Source organism: Pantoea brenneri, from assembly GCF_038594305.1.
Classification (GTDB): Bacteria; Pseudomonadota; Gammaproteobacteria; order Enterobacterales; family Enterobacteriaceae; genus Pantoea; species Pantoea brenneri.
Window position 1 is genome coordinate 295377 of sequence record NZ_JBCGBG010000001.1, and the last position, 14876, is coordinate 310252.

Below are 14876 nucleotides of genomic sequence, written 5' to 3' on the forward strand. Positions count from 1 at the left end.
CTTCCTCTCAGGGCAATTCAGGCGGTTGCCACTCCTCAATCTCAATCAGCACCAGCAGGGCGGCATCGCCGCCAAACATCTTCGGTGCCTGATGAAAAGCCATTACCCACGGATGCTGGGCCAGCCACAGCGGCGTTTGCTGCTTCAGAACATGTTTACCATGGCCGGTCATCACGCTGGCACAAAACAGATGCTCACGGCGGCAGGCGGCGATCAGCGCCCCCAGTTCCTGCTTGGCCTGCTGCTGGGTTAAGCCGTGCAGGTCGAGAAATATCTCTGGCGTATAGTCGCCGCGCCGCAGTTTTTTCAATTCAAAGTGGCTGACGTCAGCGCGCACATAACGCGTCGCCCCCTCGGTTGAGAGCAGCGGCTGAAACTCATCCGAGAAGTAATGGCTGTTATCCGCCTGCTCTGAAAGCAGACGTTTTACCGGCACCTCGCGGGTTTTCACCCGCGGCTTGTGCACAAAGGTATCCTGTTTTAGCTGGCGCGTTCCGGTCATTAACTGCCGAAACAGCGCTTTATCATCCTGGCTCAAGGGCGTTTTTTTACTCATGGCGGGCCGGTCATATCAGAAAAGGCTGTCAGACAGCAGATGGCGATACCTTACCGTTAAGTGTCATTAAATGTCAGCTTTTTCACCTTGCTGCGCTGAATTCTCCCCGGCTTCATGGCACACTATCGGCCGATTTAGCAAATGGCCTGCGGAGGGCTACGTGGACAAAATTTTCGTCGATGAGGCAGTGAACGAGCTGCACACCATTCAGGACATGCTGCGCTGGGCGGTCAGCCGCTTTTCCGCTGCCGGAATCTGGTACGGACATGGCACAGACAATCCGTGGGACGAAGCCGTTCAACTGGTCCTGCCGTCCCTCTGGCTGCCGCTGGATATTCCGGAAGAGATGCGCAACGCGCGCCTGACCGCCAGTGAGCGTCATCTGATCGTCGAGCGGGTTATTCGCCGCGTCAATGAGCGCATTCCGGTCGCCTATCTGACCCACAAAGCCTGGTTCTGCGGCCACGAATTTTATGTCGATGAGCGGGTACTGGTGCCGCGTTCACCGATTGGTGAACTGATCGAGAATCGCTTTGCCGGTCTGATCAGCGAGAAACCGCGCCACATTCTGGATATGTGCACCGGCAGCGGCTGTATCGCCATCGCCTGCGCCTATGCGTTCCCTGACGCTGAAGTTGACGCGGTCGACATCTCCAGCGATGCGCTGGCGGTTGCCGAGCAGAACATCGAAGAACATGGTCTGATGCAGCAGGTTACGCCGATCCGCGCCGATCTGTTCCGCGAGTTACCGGCGCTGAAATACGATCTGATCGTCACCAATCCGCCTTATGTCGATGCGGAAGATATGGACGATCTGCCGGGCGAATATCACCACGAGCCGGAACTGGGACTGGCGGCAGGCAGCGATGGCCTGAAGCTGGTGCGCCGCATCCTGGCCTGTGCGCCACAGTATCTGAGCGAGCAGGGCGTGCTGATTTGCGAAGTCGGCAACAGCATGGTGCACATGATGGAACAGTATCCCGATGTGCCGTTTACCTGGCTGGAGTTCGATAACGGCGGCGATGGCGTATTTATGCTGACCCGTCAGCAGATCGTCGACGCACAGCATCATTTCTCTTTTTACAAAGACTAAAAGTGGGGCGAAGCATCGCCCGCCGAACCGTAACAAGGAACCACAATGGCCGGAAACAGCATCGGACAATTTTTTCGAGTAACCACCTTTGGCGAGTCCCACGGTCTTGCGCTGGGCTGCATTGTTGATGGTGTGCCGCCGGGCATTCCGCTAACCGAAGCAGATATTCAGCACGATCTCGATCGTCGTCGGCCAGGAACGTCGCGCTATACCACTCAGCGCCGCGAGCCGGATCAGGTGAAAATTTTGTCCGGTGTGTTTGAGGGCGTGACCACCGGTACCTCCATTGGCCTGCTGATTGAGAATACCGATCAGCGTTCCCAGGATTACGGTGCCATCAAAGATCTGTTCCGTCCGGGCCACGCCGATTACACCTACGAACAAAAGTATGGTAAGCGTGACTATCGGGGCGGCGGCCGCTCGTCGGCGCGCGAAACCGCGATGCGCGTTGCTGCCGGTGCGATTGCCAAAAAGTATCTGCAGATGAAGCACGGCGTGGTGGTGCGCGGCTATCTGGCGCAGATCGGCGATATCGCCTGTGAGCTGAAACAGTGGGAGATCGTCGAACAAAATCCGTTCTTCTGCCCGGATGCAGACAAGCTGGACGCGCTGGATGAACTGATGCGCAGCCTGAAAAAAGAGGGTGACTCGATTGGTGCCAAAGTGACGGTAATGGCGGAAAACGTGCCGCCGGGTCTGGGCGAGCCGGTGTTCGACCGTCTGGACGCCGACCTGGCCCATGCGCTGATGAGCATCAACGCAGTGAAGGGCGTCGAGATTGGCGATGGCTTTGCGGTGGTTAATCAGCGTGGCAGCCAGCATCGTGACGAAATTCGCCGTACCGGCTTTCAGAGCAACCACGCGGGCGGCATCCTCGGTGGCATCAGCAGCGGTCAGACCATCAGCGCCAATATCGCGATGAAGCCGACTTCCAGCATCACCGTGCCGGGCAAAACTATCACCCGCGACGGCGATGAAGTAGAGATGATCACCAAAGGTCGTCACGATCCCTGCGTCGGGATCCGCGCCGTGCCGATCGCCGAAGCGATGATGGCGATCGTCCTGATGGATCATCTGCTGCGCCAGCGGGCGCAGAATGGGGACGTTAACAGCCCCGTGCCGCGCTGGTGATCGCATGAAAGCGCTTCTGCTTACGCTTAGCACGCTGTTGTTCAGCGCCCCGATGCTGGCGGCCACGCCATGGCAACAAATCCAGCAGCCGATCAGCGGTACCCCGCAGTCGGTCGGCGGCTTTGCAAACGGTTGTATCATTGGTGCCCAGGCGCTGCCGCTGAATTCACCTCATTATCAGGTGATGCGTCAGGACCAGCGGCGCTACTTCGGCCATCCCGATCTGATCCAGTTCATTCAGCGTCTCAGCACCCAGGTGCATAATCTGCAGCTGGGTAACCTGCTGATTGGCGACATGGGCATGGCAGCAGGTGGGCGCTTCAGTAGCGGCCACGCCAGTCACCAGACCGGACTGGATGTGGATATCTGGCTGCAACTGCCGAAAACCCGCTGGAGTGCGCAGCAGCTGCTGAAGCCGCAGCCGCTGGATCTGGTGGGGCCGGGCGATAAAAACGTCATTGCCCGTCACTGGCAGCCGGAGATCGACAGTCTGATTAAGCTGGCGGCGAAAGACGATGACGTCACGCGCATCTTCGTCAATCCGGCGATCAAGAAACAGCTGTGTGCCGATGCTGGCGCGGATCGAGACTGGCTGCGTAAAGTGCGCCCGTGGTTTGCCCATCGCGCCCATATGCATGTGCGGTTGCGCTGTCCGGCCGGCAGCATCGGCTGTGAAGATCAGCCTGCGCCGGCGGCGGGTGATGGCTGTGGCGCAGAGTTGCAGAGCTGGTTCCTGCCGAAAAAACCGGGTAGCGGTGCGCCTGTGAAACGCGAACCTCCACCGTTGCCGCCTGCCTGTCAGGCGCTGCTGGATAAACATTTACTGTAAGGGATCACATGGATTGGTTCGTGATCAGCCCGTTGCTGGTCGGGCTGCTGTTCTTTGTCGCCATGCTGGCCGGTTTTATTGACTCCATTGCCGGCGGCGGCGGTCTGCTGACCGTGCCGTCACTGCTGGCCGCCGGGCTTTCCCCGGCGCAGGCGCTGGCGACTAACAAGCTACAGTCGGTGGGCGGGTCATTCTCAGCCAGCCTCTACTTTATCCGGCGCGGTGCGGTGAAGCTGAATGAGCAGTGGCTGAATATCGCCATGACTTTTCTCGGTTCGGTGCTGGGGGCGGTGCTGATTCAGCGTCTGCAGGCGGACATTCTGCGCCAGATGTTGCCGCTGTTTCTGATTGCTATCGGTTTGTGGTTTCTGCTGATGCCGCGGATTGGTGAAGAAGATCGCGCCCGTCGCCTGCACGGCATCGCTTATGCGCTGGTGGGCGGCGGTTGCATCGGTTTCTACGATGGCTTTTTCGGACCCGGCGCTGGCTCTTTTTATGCACTGGCGTTTGTCACCCTCTGTGGCTACAACCTCGCTAAAGCGACGGCGCATGCCAAGATCCTTAACTTCACCTCCAACTTCGGTAGCCTGCTGTTCTTTATGTTTGGCGGCAAAGTGGTGTGGGGAACCGGTCTGATCATGATGCTGGGCGCGTTCTGCGGGGCGCGACTGGGTGCACGCCTGGTGCTGACCCGCGGGCAAAAGCTGATCCGTCCGATGGTGGTGATCGTCTCCGCCGTCATGAGCGTTAAATTGCTGTGGGACAGCCACGGCAGCGCCGTTCTGGCGTGGTTCGCCACGCTGCACCCGTAACTATTACGTGATAACAATGAGCACAACACACGATTACACTCAGCTGATTACGCTGTTTGATCGCTGCTTTAGCGATGAATTTCAGACCCGTCTAATTAAAGGCGACGACGAACCGATCTATCTTCCGGCAGATGCAGAGTCGCCGTGGAACCGCGTGGTGTTTGCCCACGGTTTTTATGCCAGCGCCCTGCATGAAATATCTCACTGGTGCATCGCCGGTGAAGCGCGCCGCAAACAGGTCGATTTTGGCTACTGGTACTGCCCGGATGGCCGCGATGCGCTCACCCAGAGTCAGTTTGAAGCCGTTGAAGTGAAGCCGCAGGCGCTTGAATGGATGTTTTGTGTTGCAGCAGGCTTTCCCTTCAACGTCAGTTGTGACAATCTCGACGGGGATTGTGAGCCGGATCGCATTGCGTTCCAGCGTAAGGTACATGCTCAGGTCATGAGCTATCTGACGTCGGGCATTCCCGCTCGTCCCGCGCGTTTTATTGCCGCCCTGGCGGAATTTTATGGCAGGCCTTCATTAAGCGCATCGCAGTTTCCCTGGCCGGACGATCTGTGATGCAGCAAGGCATTATCAAAAGAGGAATTGAGATGATCGCAGAATTTGAAGCGCGTATTCTGGCCCTGATTGACGACATGGTTGAGCATGCCAGTGACGATGAGCTGTTTGCCAGCGGTTATCTGCGTGGACACCTCACGCTGGCGGTCGCTGAAGTCGAACAACTGGGCGAACATACGCCGGAAGCATTGCAGATTCAGGTTACCCGTAGTCTGCAAAATGCCATTGCCGCCGGTGAGTTGTCGCCGCGTGATCAGGCCTTAGTGGTCGGAATGTGGGACAACCTGTTTGTCCAGGCTCGTCAACTCTCCGCATAACGGTACAGGGCGGCATGCCGCCCGCAACCCCGCTTAAACCGGTTTACCCTTCAGCAATTTTCGGACCCAGTAACGATTCGGATTCAGCGCAGCCAGCGTGGCGGCATCTGCCGGTTGCGGTTCGCCGGTCAACTGTGCCGCCAGCACTTCAGCCGCCAGCGGTGCGCTGCATAATCCGCGTGAACCGAGCGCACCAAACAGATACAGACCGTTAAAGCCAGGAGCATCAGCGATCGCGCTGCCCGCCGCCTGCTGTGCCGGTAAATCGGCGTAGCGCGCCAGCGTGGCGGCATAATCCGGCACGCTGCCGACCATCGGCAGATGATCGCGGGTCGCACAGCGCACCCCAACACGCGCCTCATCCGCACTGATGTCTACCGTGTCGGTCCAGCGACTGTCGGGCAGGCACTGTTGCAGACGGCTGCGGTTCTCCTGCTGATCCTGCTGCCGATACGCGGTGGCGGTTTCGCCACGATGATAGCTGGCACCGATGCAGTGCGTAGCGAACTGCGGACTGACCGGCGTCAGGTAGCCGTCGTAGCAGAGCACGGTCTGCAGCGCATTCAGTTCCGGCGTCGACGGAACGTGACTCACCTGGCCTGCCACCGGATAGATCGGCAGAGGCGCACTCTGGGTAAACTCGCTGATGGCGTGACCATTCGCCAGTACCACCGTCGGATGGCGCACCGCCGGACGATCGCTGAACGACAGCGTCCACTGTTCACCGTCATGCGCCAGCCCGGTTACGCGGTGCAGCCAGTGGATCCGCAAGCCCTGCGTCTCGCCATGGGCCAGCATCGCCGAGGTCAGTTCGGCCGGTGACAGCCAGCCACCCTGCGGATAGAAAATCCCGCCGCAGCCGAGCGTCACCCCCGCCAGCGCTTCTGCCTGGCCGGCATCAACAGCACAGGCAATGTCGTCAGGTAACCCCATGGCCAGCATCTGTTCAATTTTTTTGCTGCTTTTCTGGTCCCAGCCGAGTTGCAACACGCCGCTCCAGTGATGTTCGTAAGGCAGCGGCAGCAGATCGTAGAGGCGGCGGGCAAAGCTGAACGCCGCCGGAAAAAAGGTGGCGATGGCCGGATCGTGCTGATTAAGCAGCGGATAGAGCGCGCCCTGACGGTTGCCGGACGCGCCCAGCGCCGGTGCCTCATCGGCGCAGTAGAGCGTCACGCGCCAGCCGCGCCGCAGCAGCGCCAGCGCTAAACTGGCGCTGGCCACGCCGCCGCCAATCAGCGCCGCTTCCCGCGACGAACTGGCGGGTCGGGCATACCACGGCTGCGTCGCAGGCAGCGGCGGTGCTGATTGCAGGCTGCCGCACAGCATCTCGCGTTTAGGGCCGAAACCTTTCCGGCGGGTGACGCTGAAACCCGCCTGCTGCAATCCACGCCGCACGAAGCCGGCAGCCGTAAAAGTGGCAAACGTCGCCTGCGGCCGTGCCAGCGTCGCCATCATACTGAACAGCTGTGGCGTCCACATATCGGGGTTTTTCGACGGCGCAAAGCCATCGAGGAACCAGGCATCCACCTGACGATGCAGGCTGTCATCCAGCGTACTCATCAGCTGATTAATATCACCCAGCCACAGATCGAGCGTGATGCGGCCGCCATCAAACAGCAGACGCTGGCAGCCGGGCAGGGCAGCGGGCCACTGCGCCTGCAGTTCGTCAGCCCACGGGGCCAGTTCGGGCCAGTGCTGATGCGCGGCGGTTAAGTCGGCGCGCGTTAACGGAAACTTCTCAAAGCTGATGAAATGCAGACGTTTTAAAATCGCGTCCGGCTGCTGGCGCTGAAACGCATCAAAAGCCTGCCACAGCGTGAGAAAATTGAGACCGGTGCCGAAACCGCTTTCGGCCACAATCAGCACATCACGCGGATGCTGAGCGAAGCGCTGCGGCAACTGATTGCCCCCGAGGAAGACATAGCGGGTCTCTTCCAGACCGTTATCGTTGGAGAAATAGACGTCACCAAACGCTCGGGAAACAGGTGTACCCTGTTCATTCCAGTTCAGCTGTGCATGTTCGACCGGGGTTAATTTCACGCTAAAGGCTCATTTTTCAGGCAGTGGCGCGATTTTAGCGACCAGCGTGACATGACGCAAATTTACAAAAGGAAATGGCTGATCGGACTTGTTCGGCGTACAAGTGTACGCTAGAGTGCTGGTCAATTAAGAAGAAGTGGATGAGGATTATTGAATGAAACGTGCTGTGATTACTGGCTTAGGGATCGTTTCCAGTATTGGTAATAACCAGCAAGAGGTGCTGGCATCTCTGCGTGAAGGCCGCTCTGGCATCACCTTTTCTGAAGAGATGAAAGATTCCGGCATGCGTAGTCACGTCTGGGGTAACGTAAAATTAGATACCACCGGCCTCATCGATCGCAAAGTCGTGCGTTTCATGAGTGATGCGTCCATCTATGCCTATCTTTCCATGGAAGAAGCGATTAAAGATTCTGGCCTGAGCGTGGAAGCGTATCAGAACAACCCACGTGTGGGTCTGATTGCCGGTTCAGGCGGCGGTTCACCGCGTTTCCAGGTGTTTGGTGCTGATGCAATGCGCAGCCCACGCGGCCTGAAAGCGGTTGGCCCGTATGTGGTCACCAAAGCGATGGCGTCTGGCGTTTCAGCCTGTCTCGCCACGCCGTTTAAAATTCACGGCGTAAACTACTCAATCAGCTCAGCCTGTGCCACCTCGGCACACTGTATCGGTAACGCGGTTGAGCAGATCCAGCTGGGCAAACAGGACATCGTCTTTGCCGGCGGCGGCGAAGAGCTGTGCTGGGAAATGGCCTGTGAGTTCGACGCAATGGGCGCGCTCTCTACCCGTTACAACGACACGCCAGAAAAAGCGTCACGTACCTACGATAACGAGCGCGACGGCTTCGTGATCGCCGGTGGCGGTGGCATGGTGGTGGTTGAAGAGCTGGAACATGCGCTGGCTCGCGGTGCGCACATCTATGCTGAAATCGTCGGCTACGGTGCAACTTCAGACGGCGCAGATATGGTGGCACCGTCAGGTGAAGGCGCAGTTCGCTGCATGAAGATGGCGATGAACGGCGTAGATACCCCAATCGACTACCTCAACAGCCACGGCACCTCAACGCCGGTTGGTGATGTGAAAGAGCTAGGTGCGATTCGTGAAGTGTTTGGCGACAACACGCCGTACATCTCAGCAACCAAAGCCATGACCGGTCACTCACTGGGTGCGGCAGGCGTGCAGGAAGCGATTTACTCGCTGTTGATGCTGGAGCATGGCTTTATTGCCCCAAGCATCAACATCAACTCGCTGGATGCGGCGGCTGAAGGCATGAATATCGTGACTCAGCCAATGGAAAAAGAGTTGACCACCGTGATGTCCAACAGCTTCGGCTTTGGCGGCACCAACGCAACCCTGACCATGCGTAAATACCAGGCGTAATGCGCTGACAGATCCCAGAAGGACCGGCTTGCCGGTCCTTTTTTTTGCCGCTTATCCGCGCTTTTCTTTGCCCCTCCTTCCTTGTCAGCCTTGCCCCGCCAGCAGCCAGTGTAGTTTGTCGCAACCCGCCACGATCTCATCCGGCGTCAGTGCCGCATAGCCCAGCAGCCAGCCTTGCTGACGCGCCGGCCCGGCATACAGTGGACTAAGACGCGGCAACAACAGGCCGATCTGCGCGGCCCGGGCGGTTAACTGCGCCTCATCCTGCGCCAGCTTCACCGTTAACTGTAATCCGCCGCCGCTGTCGAACGGGGTGATCCACGGCGTCAGCCGCTGGTTAATCTGCTCGATCAGCAACTCGCGCCGACTGCGATAGAGCTGTCGCATCAGCCGAAGATGACTGGCGAAATGGCCCTGTTGCAGGAAGGCGGCGGTAATGGCCTGCGGCAGCAGGGCGCTGTGACCATCCAGTACGCTGCGTGCCTGGCCCAGCGGTGCCACCAGCGCCGGCGGAACCACCATCCACGCCAGTCGCAGCGAGGGAAACAGCGATTTAGAGAAGGTGCCGAGGGTAATCACCCGCTGATGACGGTCCAGCCCCTGCAGGGCAGGGATCGGGCGTTGGTGATAGTGAAATTCACTGTCGTAGTCATCTTCAATCAGCCAGCTGCGATTGCGCTCTGCCCACGCCAGCCAGGCCAGCCGTCGTGGCAGGCTCAGCGTAACGCCGGTCGGATAGTGATGGGAAGGGGTCAGATACATCAGCTTCGGGCTGCCATCGATCGGTACCGCACCCTGGTCATCCAGCCCGATAGCGCGCAGCCGAGCGCCCGCCGCCAGAAAAGCGTTGCGCGCGCCAGGGTAGCCCGGCTCCTCCAGCCAGACCTCATCGCCCGCATCCAGCAGCATCAGCGCCAGCAGCTGTAATGCCTGCTGGGAACTGGTGAGGATCATCACCTGCTCAGGCTGGCAATGTACGCCGCGTGACAGCGCCAGATAGTCAGCCAGGGCGCGGCGCAGTGGCAGATAGCCGCAGGGATCGCCATATCCCATCGCGGCGCTCCCCAGTGAACGCTGCACGGTACTGCTCAGACGTCGCCAGGTCTCATGAGGAAAAGCGCGTAACTCCGGCGAACCGGCAGCAAACGCATGGGGAAAAGGGGGATCCTGGCAGCCGCCGGTTGCCAGCACCTGCTGACCGCGCGCCGAAAAAGGCGCAGGCTGATGAACCGCAGGCGGCACTGACGGCTCGGGCATGGTAATCGACACAAAGCTGCCACGCCCGGTTTCACGCCGCAGGTAGCCTTCACTCTCCAGTTGCGCGTAGGCCGCCTCCACCGTGACGCGGGACAGCTTGAGATCCTCGGCCAGCTGGCGGGTGGAGGGCAACTGTTGTCCGGCGCGCAGATGGTGGCGGCTAATCGCCAGCCGCAGCGTGGTACACAGCCGCTCGCGCAGGCCGCCGGTGGCCTGATGCTGAAAAAGTTGCAGCAGCGGTGAGCGCATAAGGGTCTTATCCGGTAAGTAAAATGGGTCTCAGAGAGCAGTCCACTTTGCCGTAAACTGCCGGCATACCACAACAGGAGAATCACTATGTCATTGGTGTTACGTGTTCCGGCGGCCAGCCCGCAGCAAAGTCTCGACTACTTACAGGCTAAACTCGCTTACTATACCGATGCCTGGGATCTGGCAGAAGATCTGGCGCAACGCCAGCCGGCGATCGTGGTGATCGACGCGCGTTCATCCGGAGTCTATCGCGCCGGCCATATCTGCGGTGCGATCAATTTTCCCCATCGCGATATGGACGCGGCCAGCACTGCCCGGCTTGATCGCAGTAAAGTCTATGTCACCTATTGTGACGGGATTGGCTGTAACGGATCGACCAAAGCGGCGTGGAAGCTCGCTTCGCTGGGCTTTCAGGTAAAGGAACTGATTGGCGGGCTGGATTTCTGGAAACGTGACGGTCATCCGCTGACCTGGGGAGATGCGCCGGGCGAGTGGCCAGTGGCCGCGCCCGACGTCGCCTGCGGTTGTTAACTCACAGTACCAGCCACAGTAAAAACAGCACCACCAGCACCACAAATGCGCCCAGCATTGGCCGTTTTGCCAGCGGCTGCAGCGTCGGAGGCAGTGAGGCGACAAACGGCGACCAGATAGGTTGCGGTTTGATCTCGCTGGCGGCCAGCGGCTGTTCGTGCATCTTCTCGGCGCGACGGCTGAACAGGAAATTCAGCAGATCCTGAGTCTGAGTGGCGGTGAGCACCGTCTGCGGCGTCGCCTGGAAACGCTGCTGGCTGTAATCCTCCAGCAAACGCTGTTCGTGCTGATCGAGCGGCTGTTTCAGCGAGACTTCCAGCAGTTGCAGCGTCGGTGCGCTGTGCTGACTTAAGGTCTGGCGCACCTGCAGATACTGCGTCAGCAGCGGGAAGTGGCGCGACGGGATCGGATCGCCGCTGGTCAGGTTGACCAGCTTTAACGCCGCGGCCCACAGTTTTCCGCTTGATTCACCGGTGGCAGCCGCAAGGCGCACCACCTGCTGATTCAGGGTCTGATGCTCAGCCGGCAGCAGGCTACGATCGCTGACGCGGGTCTGCTGCGGCTGCGGAATCGCCATCTGACCGTTCTGCAGCATGGTCAGTACCTGACGCAGCTGGTCCTGGCTCAGCGCGCTCAATACCGTCTGGCCAAATTGCTGACGAATGAAATCGCTGACCGCCTGGCGATTATTGCCTTTCGGCAGCAGGTCGGTCAGCTGCGTCATCAGCTGACGCGTCGCATGACCGGTCTGCGCCTGCGTCAGGCGGGCATTCAGATACTGCTCCGCCGCCGGAAAATGGCGCGACTGTAATTCCGCTTCGCTCTTCACGCCCACTTCATGGCGCACACCGGCCCACAGCTCAGGCGCTTTCAAATTACTGAGCGAGAGAATACGCACGATCAGACGTTCTAAGGTAGTGCGCTGGGCAGGAGAGAGGGGCTGTTCACCGGCCACCGAACCGGGACGCGTTGCGCCGGTTTGCGGATTGACAGATGAACGATCGCCGACCGGCACACCGGGGCCGCTGAGAGGTTGCATGGCGGATTCCTTGGGAAAACAGAACAGCGTGGGGTGCGCCGGAAAATGAATGCGCCATGATAGCAAAAGCCCCCGGGAAATCCCACGGGGGCGCACGCGTTTCGGCGGGAGATTTACTCTTCTGCCAGCTTCAGACGATGACGACGCCAGCGTTTCCAGATCGGCGGCACCAGCAGTACCGCAATCGCCAGCACCAGCAGCACTTTGCAGATCAGACTTTCCCACAGGATCACCAGATTCCCGTTGCTGATCGACAAGGCGCGACGCAGGTTCTGTTCCAGCATCTCACCCAGCACAAAGCCCAGAATCAACGGCGACATCGGGAAGTCCATTTTACGCAGGATATAGCCAAAAATCCCCAGCCCGACCATCAACAGCAGGTCGAAGGTGGTGCTGTGTACCGCGTAAACGCCAACGGCGGAGATGGCGGCAATCGCCGGCACCAGGAACCACAGCGGAATGGTCAGCATGCGGGCGAAGACGTTAATCATCGGAATGTTCATGATCAACAGCATTACGTTGCCGATTAACAGCGCAGCGATCAGGCCCCAGACAATATCCGGCTGCTCCACAAACATCGCCGGTCCCGGCGTAATGTTATACAGCGTTAACGCGCCGACCATCACCGCCGTGGTGCCGGAGCCGGGAATACCCAGCGTCAGCATCGGAATAAAAGAGCCGCAGGCTGAGGCGTTGTTTGCCGCTTCCGGCGCGGCCACACCGCGAATATCCCCTTTACCAAACTGGTCGCTGCCGCTGATCTTCTTCTCGGTCATGTAGGCGATAGCGCTGGCGATGGTCGCACCGGCACCCGGTAACACGCCGACAAAAAAGCCAATAAAGGAGGATCGCAGCGTCGCACCGGTTGCCATCGCCGCCTCTTTCATATTGAACATCATCCGGCCGCTGGCCCGCACTGCCTTCTGTCCGCTGCTGGTCGACTCAAGCATCAGCAGGATTTCACTCACCGAGAACAGGCCAATCACCACCACTACAAACTGAATACCGTCGGAGAGATGAACGCTGTCAAAGGTAAAGCGGTAGACGCCGGTATTGGCATCGACGCCGACGGTAGCCATTCCCAGCCCAATCAGTGCCGCGAGGAATGACTTCAGCGGATTGTGGCTCATCATGCTGCCGAGACAGGCGATGGCGAACACCATCAGCGCAAAATATTCTGCCGGACCAAACGCCAGCGACCAGCTGGCCAGCAGCGGGGCGAACAGAATAATGCCGATAATGGCGATGGTGGAACCGATAAACGAGCTGACCGCCGAAATCGACAGTGCGACGCCGGCTTTGCCCTGTTGCGCCATCGGATAACCATCCAGCGCGGTCATAATCGCCCCGGCATCACCCGGCACGTTAAGCAGAATCGAGGAGATACGTCCGCCATATTCACAGCCGATGTAGACCGTTGCCAGCAGAATCAGCGCCGATTCCGCCGGTAAGTGCAGAGCAAAAGCCAGCGGCATCAGAATCGCCACGCCGTTAATCGGGCCCAGGCCCGGCAGCAGGCCAACGATGGTGCCGATAAAGCAGCCAATCAGGGCAATCAGCAGATTCTCTGGCGTCATGGCGACGGCAAAGCCCTGCATCAAAAAGGACCAGGTATCCATGATGCTCTCCTTAACTCAGCCAGCTGCCGACCGGAAGGGACACTTCCAGCAGGCGATCAAAGGCGTAAAACAGGGTGGTGCCCATCGCCAGCCCGGCCAGCGCCGCTGCCCACCAGCGCGCGCCAAACAGCAGGCCGATGCCAAAGGTCAGCAGCGTGGTGCAGATGGCAAAGCCCAGCGTTTCAAACAGCCAGCCGTACAGCAGCATCATCAGCGCCAGCGCCACCAGCCGCTTCAGCGTGCCGCCGGACGGCCAGTGAATGGTGTCGGGTTTGCGAAACAGCATCAGCAGGGCGCAGATCGCCATCAGGCCGAGGATCGCCATCGGGAAGGGGCGCGGTCCCACCGGTTCGTAGCTGTATTCGCTCTGAATTTGCCAGGCCACCACCATGCCGCCGAGGCACAGCGCCAGCCACAGGCCAGCAAAAATACGATCGCTCATGATTCGCTCCGGTTATTTGGCCAGGCCAAACGATTTAGCCTGCTCACGGTAATCCGCCACCTGTTTTTTGACGTAGCTGTCGAGTTCCTGACCCGTCAGGTTAAATTCGAACAGGCCGCGCAGATCGCGCTGCTTTTTGAACTCCGGCGTTTGCACCATCTTTTTGAATGCCTGTTCCCACCACTGATAGTCGGCATCGCTGACTTTCGGGCCGAGGTAGTAGCCGCGAATGATCGGCCAGACGATGTTAAAGCCTTGCTCTTTGGCGGTTGGCACCTGCGCCAGCTGGCCCGGCAGACGCTGATCGGACATTACCGCCAGCACCCGCATTTTGCCGCCCTGCAGATGCGGCACCATTTCACTCATGTCGCCAGAGACCACCTGAATATGGTTGCCGAGCAGCGCGGTAACCGGCTCGCCGCCGCCTTCAAAAGCGACGTAACGCATCTTGCGCGGATCGATTCCAGCTTCACGCGCCAGCAGGGCGGTTTTCATCCAGTCCTGACTGCCGATCGAGGCACCGGCACCGACCACCACTTTGGTCGGATCTTCTTTCATCGCCGCCATCAGCTCGCCAAGGGTTTTCCACGGTGCATCTTCACGTACCGCCACCATGCCGTAGTCGGTTCCCACTGCCGCCAGCCACTTCACATCATCAACCGAGTAGCGACCAAATTTGCCCTGCGACAGATTCAGCAGCGAGCCGCCCGAGAAAGCCACTACCGTGCCGGCTTCAGCCGGGCGCTGAGCGATGATCGCGTTGTAGGCCACCGCGCCGACGCCGCCAGGCATATAGGTAACGCGCATTGGCGTCTCAATCTGTTTGGTTTCCTGCAGCGAGACCTGCAACAGCTTGCAGGTGAGGTCAAACCCGCCGCCCGGCTTAGCCGGTGCAATACATTCGGTACGGCCCGGGCCGTCGGCGGCAATGGCAGCAGGCACCATCAGCGACAGCAGGGCAGTGGTCAGGGCGGTATGGATTATTTTTTTCATCGTGCGCTCCATTCATTCTTCCAGAGTGTGA

The 14876-nt window shown here is 59.4% G+C and carries 15 protein-coding genes; 8 read left to right on the forward strand and 7 right to left on the reverse strand.

The genetic code is table 11. The annotated features are described in order from the left end of the window. Positions 1-7: 7 nt before the first annotated feature. Positions 8-556 (reverse strand): endonuclease SmrB, encoded by a 549-nt coding sequence (gene smrB, locus AABB92_RS01415; RefSeq protein ID WP_031375918.1) that lies wholly within the window; start codon positions 554-556, stop codon positions 8-10. A gap of 160 nt (positions 557-716) precedes the next feature. On the opposite strand from smrB, the gene prmB reads away from it, so the two are divergent. From prmB to AABB92_RS01445, 6 genes are read left to right on the forward strand one after another with little or no spacing between them, the layout of a single operon-like run. After that, positions 717-1649, forward strand: coding sequence for a 50S ribosomal protein L3 N(5)-glutamine methyltransferase (gene prmB / locus AABB92_RS01420; protein ID WP_031375919.1), 933 nt, complete (start codon positions 717-719; stop codon positions 1647-1649). 45 nt (positions 1650-1694) lie between these two features. Continuing rightward, positions 1695-2780, forward strand: a complete 1086-nt coding sequence (aroC, locus tag AABB92_RS01425; protein WP_031375920.1) for a chorismate synthase — start codon at positions 1695-1697, stop codon at positions 2778-2780. A gap of 4 nt (positions 2781-2784) precedes the next feature. After that, positions 2785-3609, forward strand: coding sequence for a penicillin-insensitive murein endopeptidase (mepA, locus tag AABB92_RS01430; RefSeq protein WP_031375921.1), 825 nt, complete (start codon positions 2785-2787; stop codon positions 3607-3609). A gap of 8 nt (positions 3610-3617) precedes the next feature. After that, complete coding sequence (locus AABB92_RS01435) at positions 3618-4421, forward strand: sulfite exporter TauE/SafE family protein (protein ID WP_031375922.1); 804 nt, start codon at positions 3618-3620, stop codon at positions 4419-4421. 16 nt (positions 4422-4437) lie between these two features. Beyond that, on the forward strand, positions 4438-4983 hold the full coding sequence (locus AABB92_RS01440) for an elongation factor P hydroxylase (RefSeq protein ID WP_031375923.1): 546 nt from the start codon (positions 4438-4440) through the stop codon (positions 4981-4983). A gap of 32 nt (positions 4984-5015) precedes the next feature. Continuing rightward, complete coding sequence (locus AABB92_RS01445) at positions 5016-5300, forward strand: YfcL family protein (RefSeq protein WP_010257960.1); 285 nt, start codon at positions 5016-5018, stop codon at positions 5298-5300. 33 nt (positions 5301-5333) lie between these two features. Here AABB92_RS01445 and mnmC read toward each other — a convergent pair whose 3' ends face one another. Then, entirely contained in the window at positions 5334-7340 is a 2007-nt protein-coding gene (mnmC, locus tag AABB92_RS01450; protein WP_046288183.1) for a bifunctional tRNA (5-methylaminomethyl-2-thiouridine)(34)-methyltransferase MnmC2/FAD-dependent 5-carboxymethylaminomethyl-2-thiouridine(34) oxidoreductase MnmC1, read from the reverse strand. A 154-nt stretch (positions 7341-7494) separates the two neighbouring features. Between mnmC and fabB the strand changes: the two genes are divergently transcribed. Then, positions 7495-8715 carry a beta-ketoacyl-ACP synthase I gene (fabB, locus tag AABB92_RS01455; protein WP_031377182.1) on the forward strand — a complete coding sequence of 407 codons (1221 nt, stop codon included), beginning with the start codon at positions 7495-7497 and terminating at the stop codon, positions 8713-8715. A gap of 84 nt (positions 8716-8799) precedes the next feature. Here the strand turns inward: fabB and pdxR are convergent, their stop codons facing one another. Further along, the gene (gene pdxR / locus AABB92_RS01460) at positions 8800-10221 is read right to left on the reverse strand and encodes a MocR-like pyridoxine biosynthesis transcription factor PdxR (protein WP_031377183.1); all 1422 of its coding nucleotides are present in this window, start codon (positions 10219-10221) and stop codon (positions 8800-8802) included. Positions 10222-10308: 87 nt separating this feature from the next. Here pdxR and AABB92_RS01465 point away from each other — a divergent pair, with 87 nt between their 5' ends. Continuing rightward, entirely contained in the window at positions 10309-10752 is a 444-nt protein-coding gene (locus AABB92_RS01465) for a rhodanese-like domain-containing protein (protein ID WP_031377184.1), read from the forward strand. 1 nt (position 10753) lies between these two features. On the opposite strand, the gene flk is transcribed toward AABB92_RS01465, so the two are convergent. The 4 genes from flk to AABB92_RS01485 all read right to left on the reverse strand — a co-directional run bounded on the left by flk (position 10754) and on the right by AABB92_RS01485 (position 14845). Then, entirely contained in the window at positions 10754-11791 is a 1038-nt protein-coding gene (gene flk, locus AABB92_RS01470) for a flagella biosynthesis regulator Flk (protein ID WP_031377185.1), read from the reverse strand. A gap of 113 nt (positions 11792-11904) precedes the next feature. Beyond that, complete coding sequence (locus tag AABB92_RS01475; protein WP_031377186.1) at positions 11905-13410, reverse strand: tripartite tricarboxylate transporter permease; 1506 nt, start codon at positions 13408-13410, stop codon at positions 11905-11907. A gap of 10 nt (positions 13411-13420) precedes the next feature. Continuing rightward, entirely contained in the window at positions 13421-13852 is a 432-nt protein-coding gene (locus tag AABB92_RS01480; RefSeq protein WP_031377187.1) for a tripartite tricarboxylate transporter TctB family protein, read from the reverse strand. Between the two features lie 12 nt (positions 13853-13864). Then, entirely contained in the window at positions 13865-14845 is a 981-nt protein-coding gene (locus tag AABB92_RS01485; RefSeq protein ID WP_046288512.1) for a Bug family tripartite tricarboxylate transporter substrate binding protein, read from the reverse strand. Positions 14846-14876 lie beyond the last annotated feature (31 nt).

What these genes read in the sequence shown, in the direction of transcription:
- flk (WP_031377185.1), bottom strand. Translation starts at nt 11,791, where the DNA reads ATGCAACCTCTCAGCGGCCCCGGTGTGCCGGTCGGCGATCGTTCATCT.
- AABB92_RS01440 (WP_031375923.1), top strand. Translation starts at nt 4,438, where the DNA reads ATGAGCACAACACACGATTACACTCAGCTGATTACGCTGTTTGATCGC.
- AABB92_RS01475 (WP_031377186.1), bottom strand. Translation starts at nt 13,410, where the DNA reads ATGGATACCTGGTCCTTTTTGATGCAGGGCTTTGCCGTCGCCATGACG.
- AABB92_RS01445 (WP_010257960.1), top strand. Translation starts at nt 5,016, where the DNA reads ATGATCGCAGAATTTGAAGCGCGTATTCTGGCCCTGATTGACGACATG.
- fabB (WP_031377182.1), top strand. Translation starts at nt 7,495, where the DNA reads ATGAAACGTGCTGTGATTACTGGCTTAGGGATCGTTTCCAGTATTGGT.
- AABB92_RS01435 (WP_031375922.1), top strand. Translation starts at nt 3,618, where the DNA reads ATGGATTGGTTCGTGATCAGCCCGTTGCTGGTCGGGCTGCTGTTCTTT.
- pdxR (WP_031377183.1), bottom strand. Translation starts at nt 10,221, where the DNA reads ATGCGCTCACCGCTGCTGCAACTTTTTCAGCATCAGGCCACCGGCGGC.
- AABB92_RS01485 (WP_046288512.1), bottom strand. Translation starts at nt 14,845, where the DNA reads ATGAAAAAAATAATCCATACCGCCCTGACCACTGCCCTGCTGTCGCTG.
- AABB92_RS01480 (WP_031377187.1), bottom strand. Translation starts at nt 13,852, where the DNA reads ATGAGCGATCGTATTTTTGCTGGCCTGTGGCTGGCGCTGTGCCTCGGC.
- smrB (WP_031375918.1), bottom strand. Translation starts at nt 556, where the DNA reads ATGAGTAAAAAAACGCCCTTGAGCCAGGATGATAAAGCGCTGTTTCGG.
- mepA (WP_031375921.1), top strand. Translation starts at nt 2,785, where the DNA reads ATGAAAGCGCTTCTGCTTACGCTTAGCACGCTGTTGTTCAGCGCCCCG.
- aroC (WP_031375920.1), top strand. Translation starts at nt 1,695, where the DNA reads ATGGCCGGAAACAGCATCGGACAATTTTTTCGAGTAACCACCTTTGGC.
- AABB92_RS01465 (WP_031377184.1), top strand. Translation starts at nt 10,309, where the DNA reads ATGTCATTGGTGTTACGTGTTCCGGCGGCCAGCCCGCAGCAAAGTCTC.